The following is a 22017-nucleotide window of genomic DNA, read 5'->3' on the forward strand; positions in this document are numbered from 1 at the left end:
ATTTCTTCTGGTGGAAGGATGACGAGATCCTTGCGGAACGAACGAGAGCGCACTAAATACGAATGAGATTCGCATTTGTATTCGACACCCTCTCCGCCCGCCGCCGTGATCGATTCCAATCTGCCCACTCGGCCGCGGACGCCGCGGCAGCCGCGCAGCCGCGACACGGAGGAGCGCATTCTTCGCGCGTTCGGCGAGTTGCTGGAGGAGTCGAGCTTCGAGGAGGTGTCGGTGCAGCAGGTGGCCGGGCGCGCGGGCGTTTCGGTGGGCGGCTTTTACGCGCGCTTCGGCAGCAAGGACGACGCGCTGCTGCATCTGCTGTACGCGGGCTACGTCCGCGACGCGCTGGCGATGGCGGAAACCGCGCTGGATCCCGCGCGTTGGCGGGGCGCCGGCATCGCCCCCATCGCCCACGCCTACTTCACGCTGATGCTGGACGCGGCGTACGCGCACGAGGGCGTGCTGCGCGAGCTGGTGAGCCGCACGCGCGTGAACCCGGACGCGGTGCGCGACAACGCCGCCTGGGCCTCGTTCCGCCAGGGCGTCCACGAGCCGTTCCGCCGGCTGATGGCGGAGCGGATGGGGGACGTGGACCATCCTGATCCCGAACTGGCGATGCGGTTCGCCTTTTCCGCCTGCTCGTCCGCCCTGAGGGAAGCGGTGCTCTTTGGCCACATGGCGCCTTCCATGGGCGCGGTGGACCGGGAGACGCTGGCGCGCGAGCTGGCGCGGATGTTCTGCCGCTACCTGGGCGTCCCGTTCACGGACGCCGACACCCACACCTGAAATCCATCCCACGCTCCACAGGAAAACCGCACATGAAAGCCATCTCCGTGCGCGCCCTGCGCACCGCCGCTCTTGCCGCGCTGGCCGCGGCCGCACCGCTGCACGCCCAGCCCGCGTCGCCTGACGCGGCGCCCGGATCTTCGCAGGCCGCGCAGGTGCGGCGGATGGCGGACGCGTACCTGGCCGACGTCATCGCCCGTTTTCCCGGCACCGAGGAGCGGCTGGGGAGCGGTCCGGCGCCGGACCGATGGAGCGACAACTCGCTCGCATTCCAGCGCGCGTGGGACGGAGCGCAGGACGCGTATCTGGCGCAGCTGCGGGGCATCGACGCGGACGCGCTCTTCGGGCAGCCGGAGTGGCTGGTGCACGGAATGCTGCGCGAGTCGCTGGAGGCGTCCGCCGCGCAGCGTGTCTGCCGGTTCGAGCTGTGGGGCGGCGTGGACCAGATCTTCGGCTGGCACATCGGGGTGAGCAACCAGGCCGGCACATCCCGCGTGGAGACGCCGGAGGACCGCGCCCGCACGCTGGCCCGCTGGCGCGACCTGCCGCGCTTTGCCTCGGTCGAGATCGAGAACCTGCGCGCGGGGCTGGCGGCCGGGTACACGGCGCCGCGCCCCAACGTGGAGCGCGTGATCGAGCAGCTGCGGGGGATGACGCCGGACTCGGTCGAGGGCTCGCCCTTCTGGGTGCTGACCACGCGCTCGCAGGACGCGGCGTTCTCGCGGGAGATGGAGACGATCGTCCGCGAAGGCGTGTATCCCGCGCTGCGCCGCTACCTGGCGTTCCTGGAGGCGGAGTACCTGCCGCGCGCCCGGACCGAGCCCGGGCTGTGGGCGCTGCCGGACGGCACGGTGTGCTACCGCGGCGTGGTGCGCGGCTACACCTCGCTCGACATCAGCCCCGAGGAGCTGCAGTCCGCCGCCCGCGCCGCGCGCATGGAGATGGAGGCGGAGCTGCGCCCGCTGGCGCTGCAGGTGACCGGCGAGACGGAGCTTGGGGCCGCGCGGCAGCGGCTGAAGACGGACGGGGCGTTCGCGTTCGGCTCGCGCGAGGCCCGGCTGGCGGCGGCCCGCGCGCAGATGGACACGCTGCGGATGCTGATGCCGCGCGCCTTTTCTCGCGTGCCGGCGACGGAGGTGGTGGTGGAGCCGGCGCCCGCCTACGCCGAGGCGTCGCGCCCCGGCGCCTGGTACGACGCCGCGCCCATGGACGGCAGCCGCCCCGCCACCTTCTGGCTGAACCTGGGCAACTCCGAGCGGGCGCCGCGGATGGACCTGTCGACCTCCACCAGCCACGAGGGGTGGCCGGGGCACCACCTGCAGGTGGCGTGGGCGCAGGAGCGGCCGGTGGCGCACCCGGTAATGCGGCTGCTGGGCACCGGCTCGTTCCAGGAAGGGTGGGGGATGTACGCGGAACGGCTGGCGGACGAGATCGGCGCGTTCGGGGACCCGCTGATGCGCGCCGGCGTCTACGCACACCTCTCCGACGCGCTGGTGGCGCTGGAGATCGACCCCGGCGTGCACGTGTTCCGCTGGACGCGCGAGCAGGCGGTGGACAGCATGATGTCCATCTCGCGCCGCCCGCGCGCCCAGGCCGAGGTGTACGCCGACCGCCACGCGGCCACGCCGGGGCAGCTGATCAGCTACATGACGGGCTACCTTGAGATCGTCCGCCTTCGCGAGCAGGCCCGCCGCGAGCTGGGCGCCGCGTTCGACCTGCGCGCGTTCCACGACGTGGTGCTGGACGACGGGGCCGTGACGCTCCCCATGCTGCGCGCGAAGGTCGAACGCTGGATCGCGTCGAAGAGGTCCGCGGCGTAGGCGAGCCAGGGAAAAGCGAGGGGTACAGAGGAACAGAGAACAGCCAGAGGAGCAGAGGAAATCCATCATCATGATTTCCTCTGCTCCTCTGTGTTTTTCTCTGTTCCTCTGTACCCCAACCTGCAGTTCCTGCTCGTACCGCAGGACCTCGCTGGGCGCCGGGAAGCCGGTTCGTCCGGATCAGGTCCGCGGGATCGCGCCGCCGACCGCGTCCGGCGGAGGCCCGTCCGGCGCGCGGATGCGGGGCCCGTCCGGATCTCCGCGTCCGCCGCGGCGCTCGCGCCGGTCCTGTCGGTCGCGCTCCCGCATCTCCTGACGAATCTTCTGCCATTCCACGCGCTGCTCGGGGGTGAGCACCGCCTCCATCGCGGTCAGCGTGCTGTCGAAGCGCGCCCGCATTCCCCGGCGCGTCTCACGGAAAACGGAATCCGCGCGCACCCGGTCGCGCTCGGTGATGCGCTCGATGCTGTCGCGCTGCGCGGCGGTCAGCTTGAGCCGCTGGGCCACCGGGCTGCCCTCGGCGAACATGGGAGGCGGGCCGCGCCGGGCCTCGCGCGGCGGGCGGCGTGGGCCCCGGTCGTCGCCGCGCCCGCGCTCCACCGCCGCGCCGACGAGGGCGCCGGCCACGAACACCACCAGCAGCGACAGCACCGCCAGCAGCCGCATGCGCCGTCCGTTCTCGCCGGTCATTGCGCCGCTCCTTCCCAGTCCAGCACCATCTCCTCCACCGACGGCGCGCTCTCGGCGTCCACCCAGCTGGCGACGGAGGTGGAGTATCCCATCTGTGCGGTCAGGCTGGTCGCATCGGCGGTGGAATCCGTGCCGGTCAGCAGAAAGGCGCCGGCCGTCGCGGCCATCACCGCCGCGGCGGAGAGCGTGGGGCGCACCCAGTCGGCCAGCAGCATCATCATTCCCGGCGCGGGAAGGCGTGCCCGCCGCGCCAGCTCCGGCGCCGCGGCGGCCGTGATCCCCGCCACCATGCGCTCCCAGCGCTCGGTGTCGGGCGAGGGATCCAGCGGCGCCGTGTCGCGGAAGCCGTCTTCGAAGTTCACTGTTCCTCCCGATGTCGATCCGTCAGCCGCTCGCGCAGGGCGCGGCGGGCGTTGAACAGGTGCACGCGGGCCGATCCGTCGCTGATCCCCAGCCTGCTTCCGATCTCCTTGTGGCTCCACCCTTCGAAATCGTACAGCAGGATGACCTCGCGCTGCAGCTCGGTTAGCGTGTCCATCGCCCCCAGCAGGTCCTGGCGCAGCTCGGCGTTCTCGGCGTCGCCGCTGGGATCCGCCCGGTCCACCGCCTCGCTGGCGGCGTCCAGGGGCAGCGCGTCGCGAACCGCCCGGTAGCGGCGGTTGTCGCGCGCGCGGTTGCGGACGATGGACATGAGCCAGCTGCCGAACTGGTCGGGCTTGCGGCACTCCTCGATGCGCTGCAGGGCGGTGACGAAGGCGTCCTGCACCGCGTCCTGCGCGTCCGCCTCTTCACCCAGCTGCGCCAGCGCCACGGCGTACGCGGACCGCAGGTGCCTGCGCACCAGCGTTTCGAACGCACCTCCGTCGCCCCCGCGGGCCCGCGCGACCAGCGCCGCGTCGCTCTCCGTCAATCGGCCTCCATGCCCCGTTCAGCCCCGTCCGGGCGCACGATGCGCGCCCGGACGGGTTCCTGTCAGCGGGACCGCGCGCCGGCGCGGTCGCCGCCGCGGCCGCGCTCACCGCGCCGCGGACGGTCGCCCTGCCGCTCGCGGCGTTCGTTCAGCCGCTGCTGGACCTTCTGCTGCTGCTCCGCGGTCAGCACGGCGCGGGCCTGCGTAAGCGCCTGCTCGGTGTTGGCGCGCAGCTGCTGCACGATGGGCTGCGCCTGCTCGCGCCGCTGCCGCATCTGCTGGCGCTGCGCCTCGGTCAGCCGCGGGCGCTCGGCGCGGCGCTGGGCACGCGCGGCGCTGTCGGGACGGGCACGGCGCTCGCCCCGCGGACGCGCACCCTGGGGACGCTCGCCGCGCTGGCCCCGCGGACGGGCGCCGTCCTGGCCCTGCTCGCCACGCCGCGGCATCAGGGCGGTGAGCTGCTGGTGCAGCGGGGCGTTGCGGGCCTGCAGGTCGCGGTCGATGGCCTCCAGCCGCGACACCTGCTGGGCGGTCAGGCCCAGCTGCTCGCGCTGGCGCAGCAGGCCCTGCACGGGACTGCGGCCCGGACCGGCCTGGCCCGGACGCGGGCCGCGGAGCTCGCCACGGCCTTCGCGGACCTGCTCGCGCTGCCCGGCGGGCGGAGGCGTGGTCTGCGCACTGGCGGCCACGGGAGCGGCCGCCAGCGCGGCCGCGATCAGATAACGAGATGCGAACTTCATCGTGTGGTGCTCCTCAGGAAGTGTGTTGCCGGCGAGCGATGTCGTCGCTCGAACGGCCCGTCTGTAGAGGAGACGCGCGGGGCGGGGAGGATGTTAAGGCGCTCGTCCGCGCCCGCTCCGTGCGTGCTTCCAGAAAGGAGACGCGCGGGGGGCGATGGATGTTAAGGCGATGCGGCGGAACGGATTGCGCGGGGGTGGACGTGGGCTCGGCGACGTGCATCGAACTGCGTCCGCGGGGTGCCCCTCCCCCGGCCCCTCCCCGTTCGTTCCTCACGGAGAGGGGAGAATTCGATCGCGCTTCGGATGGATGCGGGAGGCGGCCAACGCGGTGTGGCGCTCCGAACCTTGCTCGTACGATGTACTTTCGCGCCGACCGAAGGATCTCGCCGGCAGAACCGAGGGGCTGGATTTGCTGCGTCGTGAAGCCGGTCCACAGTGGGGAGGAGTAGATCCTTCGGTCGCGCGCAATCGGTTGTGCGGTCGCTGGTTGCACGTGGTGCGCTCCCTCAGGAAATCAGGCTTCGATGTGACTGCGGAGGATTGGCAGTACCGTTCGACGGACGCGAAAAAGCCGCGGCCCCACCTGGGAGCCGCGGCTTTTCATCGAACGTACTGCCTTACGCCATCTGCGCGGCGGGGTGGCCGATGCTGCTTTCGGCGGTTTCCAGGACGGGCGACTCGGCTTCGGTGACGCCGTGGTGGGCCATCCAGCGCTCCGCCTCGAGCGCGGCCATGCAGCCGGTGCCGGCGGCGGTGATGGCCTGGCGGTAGTAGTCGTCCATCACGTCGCCGGCGGCGAACACGCCGGGAACGCTGGTGGCCGTGCGCCAGGCGTACGGTGCCACCAGGTATCCGTGCGGCGTCAGCTCCACCTGCCCCTTGAGGAACCCGGTGTTGGGCGTGTGGCCAATGGCCACGAACAGCCCGCCTACTTCCATCTCGCGCCGCTCACCCGTATTGGTGTCCTCCAGCAGCAGCGCGGTCACGAACTCATCGCCCAGCACGTCGGCCACTTTGGTGTTCCACTCCACGCGGATCTTGGGATTGGCCAGGGTGCGCTCGGCCATGATCTTGGAGGCGCGAAAGCCGTCGCGGCGGTGGATGATCACCACCTCGCTGGCGAACTTGGTGAGGTAGTTGGCCTCTTCCATCGCCGAGTCGCCGCCGCCCACCACGGCCAGGCGCTTGTCGCGGAACGCCGGCAGCGCGCCGTCGCACACGGCGCAGGCGCTTACGCCGCCGCCGCTCTGGGCCAGGCGGATCTCGTTCTCCAGCCCCATCCAGTTGGCGCGCGCCCCCGTGGCCACGATGACGGCCTTGGCGCGGATCTCGGGGCTGTACGACGGGCGCAGGACGAACGGGTAGACGGCGAAGTCGACGGAGGCCACGTTCTCCATCATCGTCCGCGTGCCGAACTTCTCGGCCTGCGCCTTCATCCTGGCCATCAGGTCCTGCCCGTCCACTCCTTCCGGGAAGCCCGGAAAGTTCTCGATGTCGGTGGTGTACATCAGCTGCCCGCCGGGGATCATGTCGCGCGAGGGCTCGCCTTCGATCACCAGCGGGTCCAGGTTGGCGCGCGAGGCGTACACCGCCGCCGTCCACGCGGCCGGCCCCGAGCCAATGATCACCAGCGTCTCCGCCTGACCGTCCTGCGACATTCGTAGATCTCCGAGTCGTTATTGTCTGCCCGCCGGGGCAGGAAACGTTGCGCGCGGGAATATACACCAGATGGGAAGGGACGTGCTACACGGTCTGTAGATCGGAGCATCCGACAACCACACTACTCTATGATCCACTTCGCCAGCCGCGCCTCTGCCTCGTCCTGCTCGACGACGCCCTCGGTGTCGGCGCGTTCCAGACCGTTCCGCACCTTCTGGATCACGTAGAGGTGGTACTGGATGTCCTCGAGCGAGCAGTCCTCCGGAAGACGTTTGAGCAGCGACGCGACTTCGTGCTTGACGGATCTCATCAGGACACCTACGGGCGGCTCTTGGCTGATTCACCCATCAAGCGGAGGGCTGTCATTCGCACCTCCTGCCGAGGGTGCATAAGTGCATCCGCGATCGACTTCTGATCCGATATCTTCTTCAACGCAGCCATAGCCGCATTGCGGGACCGATGGCGACTTATCGCTCATCGCCGCTATGCAGAGCGGTTCGACTGCCGGCAACGCTTGCCGTCCCAAGTGGCCGAGCATCCGAGCCGCTGTGACCCGCTGCCCAGAATGCGGGCGAGAGATGATCCGTTTGACAAGGCAGGGCACATCGCATTCGTAGTCGTCACGCGCATCTACCATATTGCTGGACAATCATGAAGGTTTGAGAAGAATGCCGGCCGGTCGCCATCGCGGAATCGGCGTGCGTTCAGGTGATCTCCGACTGGTGCCGCACGCCATTCTTGTCGATCCTGAGTGCCCAGCGGGAGCCGTTGCACTGCAGCCAGTCCGGGGACCGCACAACGATGCCGCTCGCGATCAGGTCGTCGGGCTGGCCGCCGTCGATGTCAGGCTCAAATGCGGTTGCTTGCATACCCTCGTGAAGCGGGACTTCGTTGCCGTATTCGTCCTCGCACGTGTCCGCGTGAGACAGGCAGAGGAGATCCCCAAAGAGGCCGTTGAAGTCCGCGTGCAGTCTGCTCATCGTGCTTCCTCAGAGTCCTGGCATCTCAGATCGAGAACTCCTGCTGCACCAGCGCGCCTCGCACGTAGGCCACGCGCCCGTCGCGGACGCCCAGCAGCACGGTGATGGAGTAGATGCCCTGGAACCAGCTCTGGTCGTAGCGCCCCGAGACCTGCTCGGTGCAGTCCGGGCACATCGTCTCCAGCACGCCCCCCTGGTACGGAAGCGGAATACGCTCGACGGTCACGCGAAAGCCGTGCTCTCGCAGTGTCCGGATGGCGCTCTCCCGGGGAGTGCCGACGGGGATGTACCGCGCGACCGTGCTGTCCATGCGCAGGTGGTACGCGCCCCTCGGCCGCTCCTGGGTGGCGAGCACCTCGCGCACCATCCCGTGGCGGTCGCGCGCGGACGTCCACGCGGAGTAGAGCGCCAGCGGAAGCAGGATGGCGCCCACGGTGTAGAGCCGCAGCGGGGTGGCCGGCTTTTCCATGCGCGCCTGGATGCGCCGGGATGCGCGCGCGGCCCAGCCCGTCATACCACCATCAGCTCCTCTTCGCCGTGCGCGTCGCCGCCGCCGGCCGGCTCGGAAAGGGCGGGGGCCACGGGCGGGCCGGCGGCCAGCAGCGGGCTCTGGTCGTCGCCGTCGAAGTCGCGGAACTGGCGGGCGTAGAGGCGCGCGTACAGGCCGCCGGCGGCCATCAGCTCGGGGTGGGTGCCGGTCTCCACGATGGTGCCGCCCTCCAGCACCAGCAGCCGGTCTGCGCGCCGCACGGTGGAAAGGCGGTGCGCGATGATGAGCGTGGTGCGGTTGGCCAGCAGGCCGTTCAGCGCATCCTCGATCAGCGCCTCGCTCTCGGCGTCCAGGCTGCTGGTGGCCTCGTCCAGCACCAGCACCGACGGGTCCTTCAGGATGGCGCGCGCCAGGGCGATGCGCTGCCGCTGCCCGCCGGACAGCTTGATGCCGCGCTCGCCCACTTTCGTATCGTACCCCTCCGCCAGCAGCTGCACGAACTCGTGCGCGTGCGCCGCGCGTGCCGCCGCGACCACCTCCGCCTGCGGCGCGTCGGGGCGCCCGTAGGCAATGTTCTCGCGCACGGTGCCGCTGAACAGCAGCGTTTCCTGCGGCACCAGGCCGATTGCCTCGCGCAGGTCCGCCAGCCGCAGCTGGCGCACGTCGATGCCGTCCAGCGAAATGCGGCCCTTTTGCACGTCCCAGAAGCGCGGGATGAGCGCGGCGATGGTGGTCTTTCCCGCGCCGGAGGGGCCCACGAGTGCCACCGTCTCGCCCGGGCGGATGCGGAACGAGATTCCACGCAGCGTCCAGTCGGGCGCGGCGGCGGGCTTGGCGGCCTCCTCGCGCTTCACCTCGCCCCACGCCTGGGGAAACTCCAGCTTGGGCAGCTCGTCGGGCGTCTCGTAGCGAAACCACACGTCCTCGAACGCCACGTCGCCGCGCACGGGGCGGGGGAGCGGCACAGGGGCGTCGGGGTCGCGCAGGTGCGGGCGGCTGCCCAGCAGCTCGAACACGCGCCCGGACGCGCCCACGGCCTCCTGGTACGCGCTCCACAGCCCGCCCAGCGAGCCCACCGCGCCGGCCGCCATGGCGCTGTAGAGGATGAAGGACACCAGCGTGCCCGCCGTAAGCTGCCCCGCGACCACCATCCGCCCGCCCACCCACAGCACCAGCACGGAGCCGCTCAGGCTGATGAAGCCGATGATGCTGAAGAAGAAGCCGCGCGTGACCGCCCGCCGCAGCGCCACCTGCACCGACTGGCGGATGCGGTCGCCGTAGCGCACGCGCTCGTGCGGCTCGCGGACGAAGCTCTGCACCACGCGGATCTGCGCGAACGCTTCTTCGGCGATGGCGCTGGCCTCGGCCACCTGGTCCATCACCCCCTGCGACGCCGTCCGCAGCTTCTTGCCGAAGAAGAAGGCGGAGCCCACGACCACCGGCACCACCACCAGCGTCACCAGCGTCAGGTAGACGTGCGTCACCGTCAGCATGACCAGCGCGCCGATCAGCATCAGCAGCTGGCGGCAGAGCTCGGTGGCGTGCATGGTGAGCACGCCCTGCAGCATGCTGACGTCGGTGCCCAGGCGGCTGGTGAGCTCGCCGGTGCGGCGGTCGGCAAAGAAGGCGGGGGGAAGGCCCAGCAGGCGCTCGAACAGGTCCATCCGCAGCTGCGCGATGATGCGCTCGCCGCTCAGGCTGAGCAGGTACGCCTGAAAGAAGTTGAGCACCGCCTGCACGGCGAACAGCCCCAGCAGAAAGAGGGCGGTGCGGTCCAGCTCGGCCATGCTGCGGTCCAGGAAGGCCGAGTCCATCAGCCCGCCCACCACGCGCGGAAACACCAGGCCGGCGGCGCTGCTTCCCAGCAGCATGATGGTGGCGACCGCCAGCTTGCCGCGGTGCGGCTTGAGCCGCGGCACCAGCTGGCGCAGCTCGCCCGCCTTCAGCTTCTGCCGGATCGGGATCTTCGGCGGCACGGCGGTGGCGGGCGGCGCCTCGCCGGAAGTCTCGGGCGCGTTCGCGGGCGCCTCGGCGGGCGCGGATTCGGCGGATGGGGCGGTCGAAGTCATGGTACCGCCAATCTAACCATGCGGCGCCGGTGCTCCAACCTGCGGCGGGAAAGGGGGGGGGCGGCAGATGGGGGGCGTAGTGAAGGACCGACCGCGGTGATCCGGGCTCGTTTTGTCCCGGGCGGGTGAACCCGCGGCTAGAAAAGCGGGAAGCCCCGCAAACTGCGCGGGGCTGTGATCGGCCGGATGCGTTGTGATGTGTCGGTAAATCGTGCCGGGCAGATCCACCATCCCGTGTTCGCCCTCCGTAAGGCGGATGCGCATGATTGTTTGTCGAAGCGCAGCCCCGCGGGGTTTGCGGGGCTTCCCGCAGTTCCAGCCGCGGGTTCACCCGCCCGACCCGAAGGCCAGCTCAGACATCACGTTCTTCCGAATGGCCTACAACTGCTCCACCGCCACCGCACCCCCATCCCCCAGCGGGATCTCGGCGCGGACGCGGGTGCCGGTGCCGGGGGCGCTCTGCACCTCCACGCGGCCGCCCAGGTACGCGGCGCGCTCGCCCATCCCGAAGAGTCCCAGCCCGCCGCCGGTCGCGCGCACCTCCGGCACGTTGAAGCCGTGTCCGTCGTCCTCCACCGTCACCACCAGCCGGTCCGGCTCTCGCACCACGCGCACGGCGGCGCGGGTGGCGCCGGAGTGGCGCACCACGTTGGAGAGCGCCTCCTGCACGATGCGGTACACGGCCAGCGAGGCCTCGGGCGGCAGGTCGTCGTCGGTGGTGCTGTCGGAATCCAGTGACAGGTCGATCTCGGTGATCTCGCGGATGGAGCGCACGTGCGACTCGATGGCGGGGATGAGCCCCAGCTCGTCCAGCGCGGGGGGGCGCAGGCCCCGGGCAAAGCGGCGCACGCCGTTCAGCGCGTGGCCGATCTCGCGGCGCATGTCCTCCAGCGGGCCCGCCACCGCATCGGAGCCGCTGGCGTTCTTGACCACGCGGATGCGGATGAGCAGCGCGGCCAGCAGCTGCGCCGTTTCGTCGTGCAGCTCGCGGGCGATGCGCTTGCGCTCCTCCTCCGCCGCGTTGAGCGCGGTGGAGGCCACCTCGCGCAGGCGCTCGCGGTTGGCGGCGCCGGATTCCAGCATGCCGTTGAAGGTGCGCGTAAGGCGGTCCAGCTCGCGGTCGGCCAGCACGGAGTGCGGCACGCGCGCGTCCAGGTCGCCGCGCTGCACGCGGGCGGCGGTGCGCTCCAGCGCGTCCAGCGGGTGCAGGGCCAGCCGCAGGATCAGCGCGTTCACCAGCACGGTGGCCAGAATGCCCATCACCGCCAGCGCCCCCACCAGGTCCAGCGTGGACGAGCCCGGGTGGCGGCGCACGTAGTCCGCGGTGACCATGCTGCCCACGATGGTGCCCACCAGCACCAGCGCGGCGTTGGCCAGCAGGATCTTGTAGAACAGCGGCACCCGCAGCAGCCACCGCACCAGCCGCGGCAGGCGGCCGGGCGCGGGCGTGGAGGGCGGGGAAGGGGAGGTGGTGGTGGCGGATGGATCGGGATGCATGAAGCTGGCTCTCTCCTCGGGCGGGTGAACCCGCGGCTGGAAAAGCGGGAAGCCCCGCAAACTACGCGGGGCTGTGATCACATGGAATCAGCCTCGAGCGCGCGACTGAGCGTGCCGTCACGGTGGTGTGCCTCCTGGTTGAGCACGTACTCGCGCACGTACGGCAGTCCGCGCTTGGAGAGGGAGAACGCACCATACGCACCCTGCCACTTGAACGCGTTCCGGTGCCCCAGGACGTGCGTGACCAGGTGTGAGGACGCGCCTTTCATGTGACGCACCAGATCGGAGATCGCGACCGTGGGCGGATATCGCGGGAGCACGTGGACGTGGTCCTCGATTCCCCCGATCGCGATTACCTCGCACCGGAGCTTCGACGCCTGGTGCTGGATGGCGCCGTAGATGTGCGGCTGCAGCTCCCGCGTGATCAGCGGCGCCCGCCTCCATGTCGACCACACGATGTGCACGTAGAGGTACGTCAGCGAATGCCTCATCGTCCAAACCGGGTTGATTGTGGTTCGCGCAGCCCCGCGGGGTTTGCGGGGCTTCCCGCTGTTCCAGCCGCGGGTTCACCCGCCCGAGAAAGAATTCTGCGGAGTCATCCCTACCCCTGCCACACCACCGGCATCGCCTCCTTCTGCGCCAGCAGCGCGACGATGCGCTCCAGCCAGCGCTGGTCCACCGCGTCGAAGGCGGCGGGGAGGGTGCTGTCGACGTCGAGCACCGCGATCAGCTCGCCGCGGGCGTCGAACACGGGGACCACGATCTCCGAGGCGGACGCGGAGTCGCAGGCGATGTGGCCGGGAAACGCGTGCACGTCCTCCACCACGATCGTCTCGCGCCGCGTGGCGCAGGCGCCGCACACGCCGCGCGCAAAGTCGATGTCCAGGCATCCCAGCGTGCCCTGGTACGGCCCCACCAGCAGCCGCGTGGGCCCCACGCGCCGGTAGAAGCCCGTCCAGAAGTAGTACGGAAAGCCGTTGTGCAGCAGGCACGCAACGCTCGCCATCGCCGCCGTCAGGTCCGGCTCCCCCGCCAGCGTCGCCTCGATCTGCGCCGCGAGGGTGGCGTAGCGCTCTTCCTTGGCCGCCGCGTCCATCCGCAACTCGCCCGTCTTCTCCGCGACCAGCGTGTATTCCGCCATGTGGATTCTATGTTATTCGGGTAAGCGATTCGCCGGCCTCTTCGCCCGCGCGCGCTGTCTGTTTTCAGGATGGATGATGATACACCGCATCCCGTCGCGCGACGAGTCTTTGCGGCATCGCAGCCCCGCGTAGTTTGCGGGGCTTCCCGCTCTTCCAGCCGCGGGTTCACCCGCCCGGGAGAGAGCGAGCTACGAACGACAAAGGCCGCCCCACGTCGGTGAGGTGGCCTCCATCATCAAAGCCTCGCGCAGTTTGCGAGGCTTCCCGCAGTCGTTGCGGCGAGTTTACTCGCTCTCGCCCAATCAGTCCTCGATGCTCCCCGCCACCGCCGCCCACGCGCCGATCAGCCCCACCTCCACCGCCGCGTCGGCCAGGTACACCGGGCGGATCACCCGGCGGGCCGTGTAGATGACGTCGATGGCCGCAAGCGCCCCGGCGGATCCCGCGGCCAGCAGCGCGATCTCGGGCGTGACGCGCCGCCGCAGCCCCGCCATCAGCATCGCCGCGCCGGAGACGGCGATCAGCGCGCCCACCGTCTCGACCAGCCAGTCGTCCGTCTTCTCACCCGTGACCGCCTCGAAGCTGCCCATGTGCAGCAGCGGCCACACGCCGGTCGCCAGGTAGAACGCGCCCTGCGCCATCGCCAGCCGGTCCGCCGGGCCGGCCCGGTCCCGTCCGCCGCCGGCCATCAGGCGCTGCTCCCTGCCGGGGCGCCGGCGCCGACGGTCGTCCCCGCCTCCATCAGCGTCTTGAAGCGGCGCAGGTCGGCCTGCACCATCTCCTTCGTCATCCCCTGCATCACCCGCGCGATGGCCTCGCCCACCATGCCGCCCGGCGGATCGAACTCCAGCGTGTGCCGCACGGTCGTCTCGCCCAGGCGGCCGGGGGTGAACTCCACCGAGCCGCGGTTGGGCAGGTCCGAGCCCGGCAGCGAGTGCCAGGCGATGCGCCGGTTGGGCACGTCCTCCGTCAGGTCCGACATCCACTCGATGGCGGCCCCGCGCGGCCCCTCCGCCGTCCACAGCGAGCGCCGGTCGTCCAGCGCGCGCACGGAGATGATGCGGTCCATGTAGCTGGGCGCGTTGGTGAAGTCGCGCCAGTACGCGTACAGCTCCTCCGCCATGCGGTTTACGGTGATGGATGCCTCCAGCCGCACGCCGGCGGCGGCGCCCGTCGCCGGCATCGCGCCGTCGGCCGGCCTGGCGCCGGTGGACGACGTATCGACCCCGAGCGCCGTGTACACGTTGCAGTGCCCCGTGGCGCCGCGGTGCAGCAGGATGGCGCCCACCAGCCCCATCAGCGCACCGCCGGCACCGCCCTTTTTGATCCCCGCGCCCGCCAGGTATCCGCCGCCGAACATCGACGCCCACCGCTCCACCGTCCCCACGTTCACCTCGCCGCCCACGAGGGCGCCGCCCAGCTTTTGAGCCACGTCGTTCACCATATCCTCCAGTCATCTTCCGCCCCCGAAAGGCGCGGAAAGCCGATCGTTCACCCGCGTTTTGGGCGCCGCCGGGGTGCAAGACGGGTGCCCTGTGGGATGCTGCGTACGGAAACGCGCCGCGGATGGTTGCGACGCAGCACCCTCTCCCGCGCGTCGGCGGGAGAGGGTGCGAGAAAGGGCGATGCATGGATTCCGCGCGCCCGGCGGTCGGGCGAATGAATTCGCGGCTGGGAAAACGCGATGTCCGCCTTCGCGGACGAGTGTCTCGTGATTCGTCCGAGCCGTTGAAGCCCCGCGCAGTTTGCGGGGCTTCCCGCTTTCCAGCCGCGGGTTCACCCGCCCGAGACGAACCCCGCCCGAGACGAACCCGCCCGGAATGAACCCCGCCCGCGACGACCCCCCGGGACGAAGCCGCTCCGACGCGCGGTGCCCTACACCGCGGCCGGCACGCTCCTCGGCGCCGGGTGGACCGCCGCGGAGGCGTCCGCCGGCTCTTCCGCCAGCGCGGACGCGGCGAGCAGCACCAGCGCCAGCCATACGCCATCCGCCAGCAGCAGGTGGATGATCTGCATCCACACCGGGGCCAGCAGCGCCACGTTCACCACGCCCGCAACGACCTGCAGCCCCAGCAGCGCCGCCGCCGCGTACGACAGCCGCTCCGTCGCCCGCCCCGGACGCCTGCGGCACAGCGCGGCGGAGGCGGCGATGGCGAACAGGGTCGTGGCCACCGCCAGTACGGGGTGCACGATGCGCAGCCGCTCCAGGAAGTGCGTCCCGCCGTCCAGGCCCACGCTGCTCTTGGGGAACAGCGTGTCGCCCAGCGCGGTGATGGCGCCGGTGACCGCAACGAGGAGCGTCAGCGCGACAGGCGCCAGGGCCAGGAACCCCGTGAGCCCCTGGCCGCGCACGCGGATGCGCCGGCCGCCGCTGGCCCACCACGCCGTCAGCGCGATGGCCGCCAGCAGAAAGAAGGTGTTGGTGAGGTGGATGGCCATCCACCACGCCCGCGCCAGCGACGCGTTGTCCGCTACCAGCCGCAGCAGCACCAGGCTGGCGCCCACCCCCGCCTCCGTCAGCATCAGCACCATCGACCAGATGGCGCCGGTGCGCACCACGTGCCCGCGCGGAAAGCGGCGTAGCGCCATCCACAGCATCGCCACCACGGCCAACAGCGCGATGCCGCTGGTGGCGCGGTGGGTGAACTCGATGAGCGTTTCGACGGACGGATCGCGGGGAATGACCACGCCGTTGCAGCGCGGCCAGTGTGCCCCGCACCCCGCCCCGGCGCCCGTCGCGCGGACCACGGCGCCCCACAGCACCACGGCCACGTTGTACGCCAGCACCAGCCGGGCGAACCGCGCAAACCGGTGCTGCGCGTGCGGATCGGGACTCATCTTCACATCCGGACGGGAGAGAGGGATCGGGCGCACGATGGTAACGGACCGCCGCCGCCCCACGCAAGTGGTTGAGAGCGCGCGGGTTGGATGCAGGTAAGGAGATCCCCCACGCCGCCGTGGGGCAACCTGCGGACGTTTGGTCCGGCGGGGTGGCGCGGACGCGTGCCAGGCGTATATTTCGCCCCGACTTGCGACCCCGCATCCAGACGAGTTGATGTCCGACGTTTCCGTCAGCCTTGTACCCGACGGCTTTCCCGTGCCCGCGCCGGTGACGCCGCCGTCCGACATGACCACCGCCACGCAGCGCGCCGGCATGGCCGCCGCGCAGAGCGGCGCCGGCGGCGTGCGGCAGCTGCTGCGCGACTACGTGACGCTCACCAAGCCGCGCATCATCTCGCTGCTGCTGGTGACCACGTGGGCGCCCATGGTGATCGCCACGCGCGGCTGGCCCAACGGCTGGACGCTGCTGTGGACCATGATCGGCGGCTACCTGATGGCGGGCGGCGCCAACGCGATCAACATGTACATCGATCGCGACATCGACGCCCACATGCCGCGGACGAAGCTGCGCCCCATCCCCAGCGGCCGCATGTCGCCGGGGCACGTGCTTGCGTTCGGCATCACGCTGGGCGCGGCCGCGTTCGCCGTCTACGCGCTGCTGGTGAACCCGCTGAGCGCGTACCTGGCGATGGCGGGGCTGCTGTACTACGTCTTCGTCTACACCCGCTGGCTCAAGCGCACCTCGCCGCAGAACATCGTCATCGGCGGTGCCGCGGGCGCGTTTCCGCCGCTGGTGGGCTGGGCCGCCGCCACGGGCGAGGTGTCGCTGACCTCGGTGTACCTGTTCCTCATCGTCTTTTTCTGGACCCCGCCGCACTTCTGGGCGCTGGCGCTGGTCAAGCAGAAGGACTACGGCCGCGTGGGCGTGCCCATGGCGCCCAACGTGTGGGGCGAGCGCGAGACCATGCGGCAGATGCTCATCTACACGCTCATCCTGCTGCCGCTGTCGCTGGGCCCGGTGACGTACGGCGGCCTGGGCCCCGTCTACGGCGTGCTGGCGACGGCGCTGGGGCTGTGGTTCCTTCGCGACGTGGTGCGGCTGATGCGCGCCGCCAACTTCGTGCAGCCGGCGTGGACGCTGTACCGCAACTCGCTGCTGTACCTGGCGCTGCTGTTTGCGGCCATGGCGGTGGACGGCATCGTCTCGCCCGGCGCCGAGGTGTCGCCGGGGCTGATCTTCGTGCAGGACCCGCTGGTGGCGTCCGCCGCCGCGGCCGGCCGGTGAGCGGGCCCGACAACATCGCCTTTCACGCCGCGTCGCCCACGGGCGGGCAGGGCTACGTGGTCCTGCTCTTTCGCCCCGAGGCGGACGGCACCGTGCGCCTTCGCGAGTGGTCCAGCGCCGACTACATGGCGCCCGGCCGCGAGGACGTGGTGCCGGTGGGGCAGATGAACGCCCGCGTCGCCGAGTGGGCGCGCACCGGGTGGAAGCTCACGGAGTCGCCGATCCGCATCGCGCACTGGCTGGCGGAGGGAAGGTAGTGCCGAGTTCCCAGGTTCAAGTGCCCAGTGCCGCCGGCCCCGGGCTGGGCAGCGGCCACCGCTCGCAAGAGCATTGATCGATCCGCTCGCCGTCCTCTCCCGCCCGCCCTCCTGACCTCACTCGACCGATGCCCACAGCCACGCCACGTGCCGAATCCCGCTGGCGCGCCGCGGTAGACGAGCACCAGGCGGCGCTCGACGCGTACCTGGACCGTGCCGCCGCGCTCCCCGATGCCGCGTGGACGCAGCCGTGGGCGCCGGAAAAGTGGACGCCGGCGGAGATCACCGAGCACCTGACGATGACGTACCGCGTGTTCATCGGCGAGGTGAACGGCGGGCCGGCGATGAAGCTGAAGCTGACGCCCTTTCGCCGGCGCGTGCTGAAGCTGCTGATGCTGCCGCACATGCTCTACCACCGCACCTTTCCCCGCGGCGCCCGCGCCCCCCGCGAGCTGCGCCCCGACCCCGCCACGCTGCCGCCGAAGGCCGAGGCGCTGGCGCGGATGCGCGAGCAGGGCGACCGCTTCATGGACGAGGCGCAGCGGGTGCGCGCGGGCGGCTGGGACCACGTAACGCACCCCTACTTCGGCGAGATCGACATGACGCGCGGCATGCGCCTGTGCGCCGTGCACCTGGAGCATCACACGCGGCAGCTGCAGGCGATCCGCTGACGCCAGGGGCCCGGCGCGAGCGTCCTCCAGGAGCGAATGAATTCGCCGCTGGAAAAGCGCAAAATCCGCCTGCGCGGATTGTAGCCGCGGCCCCTGCGCGCCGCGGCCGGTCCCGCCGTCACCGAAGCGAGGTCCTTCGGTCGCGCGCCGGGTGAGGCGGTACGGATGGTGAGTCGCGGCGCTCCCTCAGGCTCAGAGGGTGTTGCCAAACCCTCAGACTCCCCACGAAGCGGTGACTTCCTGAGAGGGTGTTGCCAAACCTCGCCCTGCGATTGACTTCCTGAGGGAGGCGCCGCTACGCAGCCTGCGGGTACGATGGACTTTGGCGCCGACCGAAGGATCTCGCCGGCAGAACCGAGGGGCCGGCTGCCGCGCCCGGACGACAGTCCTTCGCGAAGGCGGACGAGATCCTTCGGTCGCGCGCAGGCGGTCGTGTGGCTTCTGGTTACACGTGGTGCGCTCCCTCAGGAAGTCATCGCTTCTTTGTGAATTTGGGGTTTGGCAACACCCTCTCAGGAAGTCATCGCTTCTTTGTGAGTTTGGGGGTTTGGCAACACCCTCTGAGGGAGCGCATCACGTCCAACCAGAAGCCGCACACAGATTGTGCGCGACCGAAGGACCTCGTCTCGGTGGCGCAGGGGCCAGATCAGGGCACGGAACCAGCCCCGTCGTTCTGCTGGCGAGGTCCTTTGGTCGGCGCCAGGGTGCAGTGTACAAGCGAGTTGCCGGGCGGCGCCTCCCTCAGGAAGTCAATCACGCCGGGAGGTTTGGCAACACCCTCTCAGGAAGTCAGGGCGCGGTGGATGGTTGAGAACGTGTCCTCCCCATGCGCGCCGGCCCGTGCCCACGCGAGCCGTTGAAGCCCCGTTCGGCGAGCGTAGCGAGCCGAGACGGGGCTTGTCGCTTTCCCAGCAGCGGGTTTACCCGCTCATCGGGACGCGCTCGGGGTTTCCACACGAGAAACGAAGAGCCCCCGCCGGACACCTTCGTCCGGCGGGGGCTTTTACTTTCGCACTCCCGCACTCCCGCACTCCCGCACTCCCGCACTCCCGCACTCACGTCGTCCCGACCGGCGCGAACTGCGAGAGGATGAAGTAGCTCACCGCCGCCATCAGCGCCGAGGCGGGGATGGTGAGCACCCACGCCCACACGATCTGCCCCGCGATCCCCCAGCGCACGGCGGAGAGGCGGTTGGTGGCGCCCACGCCCACGATGGCGCCAGTGATGGTGTGCGTGGTGCTGACCGGAATGCCGAAGTTGGTGGCCAGCAGAATGCTCATCGCGCCGCCCGTCTCGGCGCTGAAGCCGCCCACCGGCTTGAGCCGCGTGATGCGCGTGCCCATGGTGTGCACGATGCGCCACCCGCCGAACAGTGTGCCGATGGAGAGCGCCGAATACGCGCAGACCTCGATCCACAGCGGGATGTGGCTGGCGTCCGGCAGGTACAGCCGGTGCAGCCACCCCGTCTCCTGCGCAAAGACGTGGTTCACCGACACCAGAAGGCTCACGATGATGCCCATGGTCTTCTGCGCGTCGTTGGCGCCGTGCGACAGCGAGAACAGCGCCGAGCTGCCCAGCTGCGCCACGCGGAAAAAGCGGTCGGCCGGGCCGCGCGGCACCTTGTGGAACAGCCACATCACCAGCGTCATCAGCGCAAAGCCCAGGAACATGCCGATCATGGGCGACAGCACGATGAACGTGAGCGTCTGGATCCACTTGGTGCCCCACTCGATGGCGCCCATCCCCGCCGCCGCCACCGCCGACCCCGCGTATCCGCCGATCAGCGCGTGCGACGAGCTGCTGGGCAGCCCGTAGTACCAGGTGATCAGGTTCCAGATGATGGCGCCCAGCAGCCCGCCCAGGATCACCGTGGGCGTGACGATCTCCAGGTCGATCATCCCCGAGCCGATGGCCTTGGCCACCGCCGTGCCCACCAGGAAGAGCGCCATGAAGTTGAAGAACGCCGCCCAGATGACCGCCGGCAGCGGCTTGAGCACGCGCGTGCCCACCACCGTGGCGATGGCGTTGGCCGAGTCGTGGAAGCCGTTGATGAAGTCGAACGCAAAGGCGACCAGGACGATGATGACTACGTAGGTGACCACGGCCGGTTCACCCGTTCTTCAGGGCGATGCTTTCCAGCACGTTCGACACGTCGTCGCACAGGTCGATCGCGTCCTCGAGCTTGTCGTACAGCTCCTTCCACTTGATCACTTCGAGCGGGTCCGGCGTTCCCGCGAACAGCGCGCCCACCGCCTCGGCGTAGATGGCGTCGCCCTCCTCCTCAAGCGCCTTCAGGGCCCGCGTGTGCTCCAGCATCAGCTTGGGCTTCTTCAGGTTGTTCACCGCCTTCTCGATCTGGTTGGCCGCCCGCTTCAGCACGTCGGCCAGGCGCGCGGCGTGGGGGCCGGCGGTGCGCACGTGGAACATCTGCACCCGGCGCACGGTGCCGTCCAGCAGGTCGATCACGTCGTCCAGCCGCGACGTGAGCAGGTGAATGTCCTCGCGGTCCAGCGGGGTCACGAAGCTGCGGTCGATGCGGACGATCACCTCGTGGGTGATGCCGTCGGCCTGGTGCTCCAGCCGCTTGACCTCGGTGGCGATCTCCTCCAGGCGGCTGGGATCGGCAAAGAGCTGCGCCACCAGGTCCGCGCTTTCGCACAGGATCCGGGCGACCTCGTTGAACATGGGAAAGAACTTCTCGTCACGCGGAAGCAGGCCCACGTCGTCCTCCAGAGACTCCTGAGTTGTAACGGAACGGACACGATCCGGCCGCGTTCCGTGCCCCGCGCGGCGTGCCGCCCACCCCCCGCGCAGGCGGGTTCCGGCGGCGTTTCACCACGCTGAACGCGGGATGTTACAATCGTTACGTCCGCGTTACAAGGTTCACGGTGACAACTGTTACGGACGCGTTACACGCGTCCGGTAGGTTCCCCGCGTTCCAGGGTTGTCCATCCTGTCCTGAACGCGAGACGCAGAGCTGATGAAACGATCGTTTTCCGGTGGGGTTGCGGCGGTGGCGGCGGTGGTTTTCCTGGCCGCGTGCGGGGGCGAAGGCGGCGGCGGCGCCACCCCCGGCCAGATGGCCAAGCAGGCCAGCGAAGGCGGTGGGGGCGCGGGCGGCACCACGCTCACGGGCGCCGGCGCCACCTTTCCGTTCCCCGTCTATTCCAAGTGGTTCAGCGAGTACGGCAAGGCCAACCCGCTGCGGGTGAACTACCAGCCCATCGGCTCCGGCGGCGGCATTCGCCAGGTGACGGAGGGCACGGTGGACTTCGGCGCCAGCGACGCGCCCATGAACGAGGAAGAGCTGGCCAAGGCGCCGGGGATGCTGCACATCCCCACCGTGCTGGGCTCCGTGGCCGTGACCTACAACGTTCCCGGCATCACCCAGCCGCTGCGGCTGGACGGCGCCACGGTGGCCGGCCTGTTCATGGGCCGCATCGCCAAGTGGAACGACCCCGCCATCGCCGCGCTGAACCCAGGCGTCACGCTTCCCAACCAGGACGTGATCCCCGTCTACCGCACGGACGGCAGCGGCACCACGTACGTCTTTACCGACTACCTGGGCGCGGTGAGCCCCGAGTGGAAGCAGGGCGTGGGCGTGGGCAAGTCGGTGCGCTGGCCCGAGGGGCTGGGCGCCAAGGGCAACGAGGGCGTCACGGGCGCCATCCGGCAGACGCCGGGCTCCATCGGCTACGTGGAGCTGGCGTACGCCACCCAGAACAAGCTGCCGGCGGCGGCGCTGCGCAACGCGGGTGGCCAGTTCGTGCAGCCCACGGTCGAATCGACCGCCGCGGCGGCCCAGAACCTGGGCGAGGCCATTCGCCAGCACCCGGACTTCCGCGTGTCGCTGGTGAACCTCCCCGGCGCGCAGACCTACCCGATCACCGCGTGGACGTACCTGCTGGTGCCGCCGCACGTGCAGGACTGCGGCAAGGCCAACGCGCTGGCGTCCCTCGTCCGCTGGACGCTCGCCGAGGGCGACCAGTACGCCCGCGACCTGCACTACGCGCCGCTCCCCGACGCGGTGCAGCAGCAGGTGATGGCGCAGGTGGCGAAGCTGACCTGCGGGCCGGATCGGCAGCCGGTGGCGCAGGGTTGAGGTGAAGGGGTGAACGGGTGACGGGGTGGAGGGGTGAAGGATCACGGCGCTTCGGGCGGTCCGGCACACGCCCCCTCC

The 22017-nt window shown here is 70.3% G+C and carries 23 protein-coding genes; 6 read left to right on the top strand and 17 right to left on the bottom strand.

Annotated elements, in window-relative coordinates; all coding sequences use genetic code 11:
* The first annotated feature begins 105 nt into the window (after positions 1–105).
* The gene (locus VGC13_RS15850; RefSeq protein WP_331126244.1) at positions 106–786 is read left to right on the top strand and encodes a TetR/AcrR family transcriptional regulator; all 681 of its coding nucleotides are present in this window, start codon (positions 106–108) and stop codon (positions 784–786) included.
* A gap of 32 nt (positions 787–818) precedes the next feature.
* Entirely contained in the window at positions 819–2606 is a 1788-nt protein-coding gene (locus tag VGC13_RS15855) for a DUF885 domain-containing protein (protein ID WP_331126245.1), read from the top strand.
* Positions 2607–2786: 180 nt separating this feature from the next.
* On the opposite strand, the gene VGC13_RS15860 is transcribed toward VGC13_RS15855, so the two are convergent.
* The 15 genes from VGC13_RS15860 to VGC13_RS15930 form a co-directional block, all read right to left on the bottom strand.
* Positions 2787–3296, bottom strand: a complete 510-nt coding sequence (locus VGC13_RS15860) for a hypothetical protein (protein WP_331126246.1) — start codon at positions 3294–3296, stop codon at positions 2787–2789.
* Positions 3293–3658 (bottom strand): hypothetical protein, encoded by a 366-nt coding sequence (locus VGC13_RS15865; protein ID WP_331126247.1) that lies wholly within the window; start codon positions 3656–3658, stop codon positions 3293–3295. The genes VGC13_RS15860 and VGC13_RS15865 overlap by 4 nt, the downstream gene beginning before the upstream one ends.
* Positions 3655–4206: a sigma-70 family RNA polymerase sigma factor gene (locus VGC13_RS15870; RefSeq protein WP_331126248.1), complete on the bottom strand. Its 552-nt coding sequence runs from the start codon at positions 4204–4206 to the stop codon at positions 3655–3657. The genes VGC13_RS15865 and VGC13_RS15870 overlap by 4 nt, the downstream gene beginning before the upstream one ends.
* 62 nt (positions 4207–4268) lie before the next feature.
* Complete coding sequence (locus VGC13_RS15875) at positions 4269–4946, bottom strand: hypothetical protein (RefSeq protein ID WP_331126249.1); 678 nt, start codon at positions 4944–4946, stop codon at positions 4269–4271.
* A gap of 617 nt (positions 4947–5563) precedes the next feature.
* Positions 5564–6604, bottom strand: coding sequence for a thioredoxin-disulfide reductase (gene trxB / locus VGC13_RS15880; protein ID WP_331126250.1), 1041 nt, complete (start codon positions 6602–6604; stop codon positions 5564–5566).
* 122 nt (positions 6605–6726) lie between these two features.
* A complete protein-coding gene (locus VGC13_RS15885) occupies positions 6727–6915 on the bottom strand; it encodes a hypothetical protein (RefSeq protein ID WP_331126251.1) in 189 nt (62 codons plus the stop codon).
* Positions 6916–7309: 394 nt separating this feature from the next.
* Positions 7310–7585, bottom strand: a complete 276-nt coding sequence (locus VGC13_RS15890; RefSeq protein WP_331126252.1) for a hypothetical protein — start codon at positions 7583–7585, stop codon at positions 7310–7312.
* 25 nt (positions 7586–7610) lie between these two features.
* Positions 7611–8099 carry a hypothetical protein gene (locus VGC13_RS15895; protein ID WP_331126253.1) on the bottom strand — a complete coding sequence of 163 codons (489 nt, stop codon included), beginning with the start codon at positions 8097–8099 and terminating at the stop codon, positions 7611–7613.
* Complete coding sequence (locus VGC13_RS15900; RefSeq protein WP_331126254.1) at positions 8096–10144, bottom strand: ABC transporter ATP-binding protein; 2049 nt, start codon at positions 10142–10144, stop codon at positions 8096–8098. Before VGC13_RS15900 ends, VGC13_RS15895 begins: the two co-directional genes overlap by 4 nt.
* Positions 10145–10522: 378 nt before the next feature.
* Entirely contained in the window at positions 10523–11641 is a 1119-nt protein-coding gene (locus tag VGC13_RS15905; RefSeq protein ID WP_331126255.1) for a sensor histidine kinase, read from the bottom strand.
* A 77-nt stretch (positions 11642–11718) separates the two neighbouring features.
* A complete protein-coding gene (gene tnpA / locus VGC13_RS15910; protein WP_331126256.1) occupies positions 11719–12132 on the bottom strand; it encodes an IS200/IS605 family transposase in 414 nt (137 codons plus the stop codon).
* A gap of 110 nt (positions 12133–12242) precedes the next feature.
* Positions 12243–12782, bottom strand: coding sequence for a GAF domain-containing protein (locus VGC13_RS15915; RefSeq protein WP_331126257.1), 540 nt, complete (start codon positions 12780–12782; stop codon positions 12243–12245).
* Between the two features lie 303 nt (positions 12783–13085).
* Positions 13086–13472: a hypothetical protein gene (locus VGC13_RS15920; RefSeq protein ID WP_331126258.1), complete on the bottom strand. Its 387-nt coding sequence runs from the start codon at positions 13470–13472 to the stop codon at positions 13086–13088.
* Entirely contained in the window at positions 13472–14224 is a 753-nt protein-coding gene (locus VGC13_RS15925) for an SRPBCC family protein (RefSeq protein ID WP_331126259.1), read from the bottom strand. Before VGC13_RS15925 ends, VGC13_RS15920 begins: the two co-directional genes overlap by 1 nt.
* 434 nt (positions 14225–14658) lie before the next feature.
* Positions 14659–15621, bottom strand: a complete 963-nt coding sequence (locus VGC13_RS15930) for a COX15/CtaA family protein (protein ID WP_331126260.1) — start codon at positions 15619–15621, stop codon at positions 14659–14661.
* A 217-nt stretch (positions 15622–15838) separates the two neighbouring features.
* On the opposite strand from VGC13_RS15930, the gene VGC13_RS15935 reads away from it, so the two are divergent.
* The 3 genes from VGC13_RS15935 to VGC13_RS15945 all read left to right on the top strand — a co-directional run bounded on the left by VGC13_RS15935 (position 15839) and on the right by VGC13_RS15945 (position 17837).
* Positions 15839–16909 (top strand): heme o synthase, encoded by a 1071-nt coding sequence (locus tag VGC13_RS15935; RefSeq protein WP_331126261.1) that lies wholly within the window; start codon positions 15839–15841, stop codon positions 16907–16909.
* The gene (locus VGC13_RS15940) at positions 16906–17166 is read left to right on the top strand and encodes a hypothetical protein (protein WP_331126262.1); all 261 of its coding nucleotides are present in this window, start codon (positions 16906–16908) and stop codon (positions 17164–17166) included. Before VGC13_RS15935 ends, VGC13_RS15940 begins: the two co-directional genes overlap by 4 nt.
* A gap of 128 nt (positions 17167–17294) precedes the next feature.
* Positions 17295–17837, top strand: a complete 543-nt coding sequence (locus VGC13_RS15945) for a DinB family protein (RefSeq protein WP_331126263.1) — start codon at positions 17295–17297, stop codon at positions 17835–17837.
* Between the two features lie 1055 nt (positions 17838–18892).
* Here VGC13_RS15945 and VGC13_RS15950 read toward each other — a convergent pair.
* Both VGC13_RS15950 and VGC13_RS15955 read right to left on the bottom strand, forming a co-directional pair.
* Positions 18893–19939, bottom strand: coding sequence for an inorganic phosphate transporter (locus VGC13_RS15950; protein ID WP_331126264.1), 1047 nt, complete (start codon positions 19937–19939; stop codon positions 18893–18895).
* 7 nt (positions 19940–19946) lie between these two features.
* Positions 19947–20558 carry a DUF47 domain-containing protein gene (locus VGC13_RS15955; protein WP_331126265.1) on the bottom strand — a complete coding sequence of 204 codons (612 nt, stop codon included), beginning with the start codon at positions 20556–20558 and terminating at the stop codon, positions 19947–19949.
* Positions 20559–20817: 259 nt separating this feature from the next.
* On the opposite strand from VGC13_RS15955, the gene pstS reads away from it, so the two are divergent.
* Positions 20818–21939: a phosphate ABC transporter substrate-binding protein PstS gene (gene pstS, locus VGC13_RS15960; protein ID WP_331126266.1), complete on the top strand. Its 1122-nt coding sequence runs from the start codon at positions 20818–20820 to the stop codon at positions 21937–21939.
* Positions 21940–22017 lie beyond the last annotated feature (78 nt).

Origin of the sequence: Longimicrobium sp. (assembly GCF_036399255.1) — a bacterium.
In the GTDB taxonomy this organism is placed as follows: Bacteria; Gemmatimonadota; Gemmatimonadetes; order Longimicrobiales; family Longimicrobiaceae; genus Longimicrobium.

Coding starts and splice junctions, on each gene's coding strand:
- VGC13_RS15855 (WP_331126245.1), top strand. CDS start 819: ATGAAAGCCATCTCCGTGCGCGCCCTGCGCACCGCCGCTCTTGCCGCG.
- VGC13_RS15860 (WP_331126246.1), bottom strand. CDS start 3,296: ATGACCGGCGAGAACGGACGGCGCATGCGGCTGCTGGCGGTGCTGTCG.
- VGC13_RS15875 (WP_331126249.1), bottom strand. CDS start 4,946: ATGAAGTTCGCATCTCGTTATCTGATCGCGGCCGCGCTGGCGGCCGCT.
- trxB (WP_331126250.1), bottom strand. CDS start 6,604: ATGTCGCAGGACGGTCAGGCGGAGACGCTGGTGATCATTGGCTCGGGG.
- VGC13_RS15885 (WP_331126251.1), bottom strand. CDS start 6,915: ATGAGATCCGTCAAGCACGAAGTCGCGTCGCTGCTCAAACGTCTTCCG.
- VGC13_RS15890 (WP_331126252.1), bottom strand. CDS start 7,585: ATGAGCAGACTGCACGCGGACTTCAACGGCCTCTTTGGGGATCTCCTC.
- VGC13_RS15895 (WP_331126253.1), bottom strand. CDS start 8,099: ATGACGGGCTGGGCCGCGCGCGCATCCCGGCGCATCCAGGCGCGCATG.
- VGC13_RS15900 (WP_331126254.1), bottom strand. CDS start 10,144: ATGACTTCGACCGCCCCATCCGCCGAATCCGCGCCCGCCGAGGCGCCC.
- VGC13_RS15905 (WP_331126255.1), bottom strand. CDS start 11,641: ATGCATCCCGATCCATCCGCCACCACCACCTCCCCTTCCCCGCCCTCC.
- tnpA (WP_331126256.1), bottom strand. CDS start 12,132: ATGAGGCATTCGCTGACGTACCTCTACGTGCACATCGTGTGGTCGACA.
- VGC13_RS15915 (WP_331126257.1), bottom strand. CDS start 12,782: ATGGCGGAATACACGCTGGTCGCGGAGAAGACGGGCGAGTTGCGGATG.
- VGC13_RS15920 (WP_331126258.1), bottom strand. CDS start 13,472: ATGGCCGGCGGCGGACGGGACCGGGCCGGCCCGGCGGACCGGCTGGCG.
- VGC13_RS15930 (WP_331126260.1), bottom strand. CDS start 15,621: ATGAGTCCCGATCCGCACGCGCAGCACCGGTTTGCGCGGTTCGCCCGG.
- VGC13_RS15935 (WP_331126261.1), top strand. CDS start 15,839: ATGTCCGACGTTTCCGTCAGCCTTGTACCCGACGGCTTTCCCGTGCCC.
- VGC13_RS15945 (WP_331126263.1), top strand. CDS start 17,295: ATGCCCACAGCCACGCCACGTGCCGAATCCCGCTGGCGCGCCGCGGTA.
- pstS (WP_331126266.1), top strand. CDS start 20,818: ATGAAACGATCGTTTTCCGGTGGGGTTGCGGCGGTGGCGGCGGTGGTT.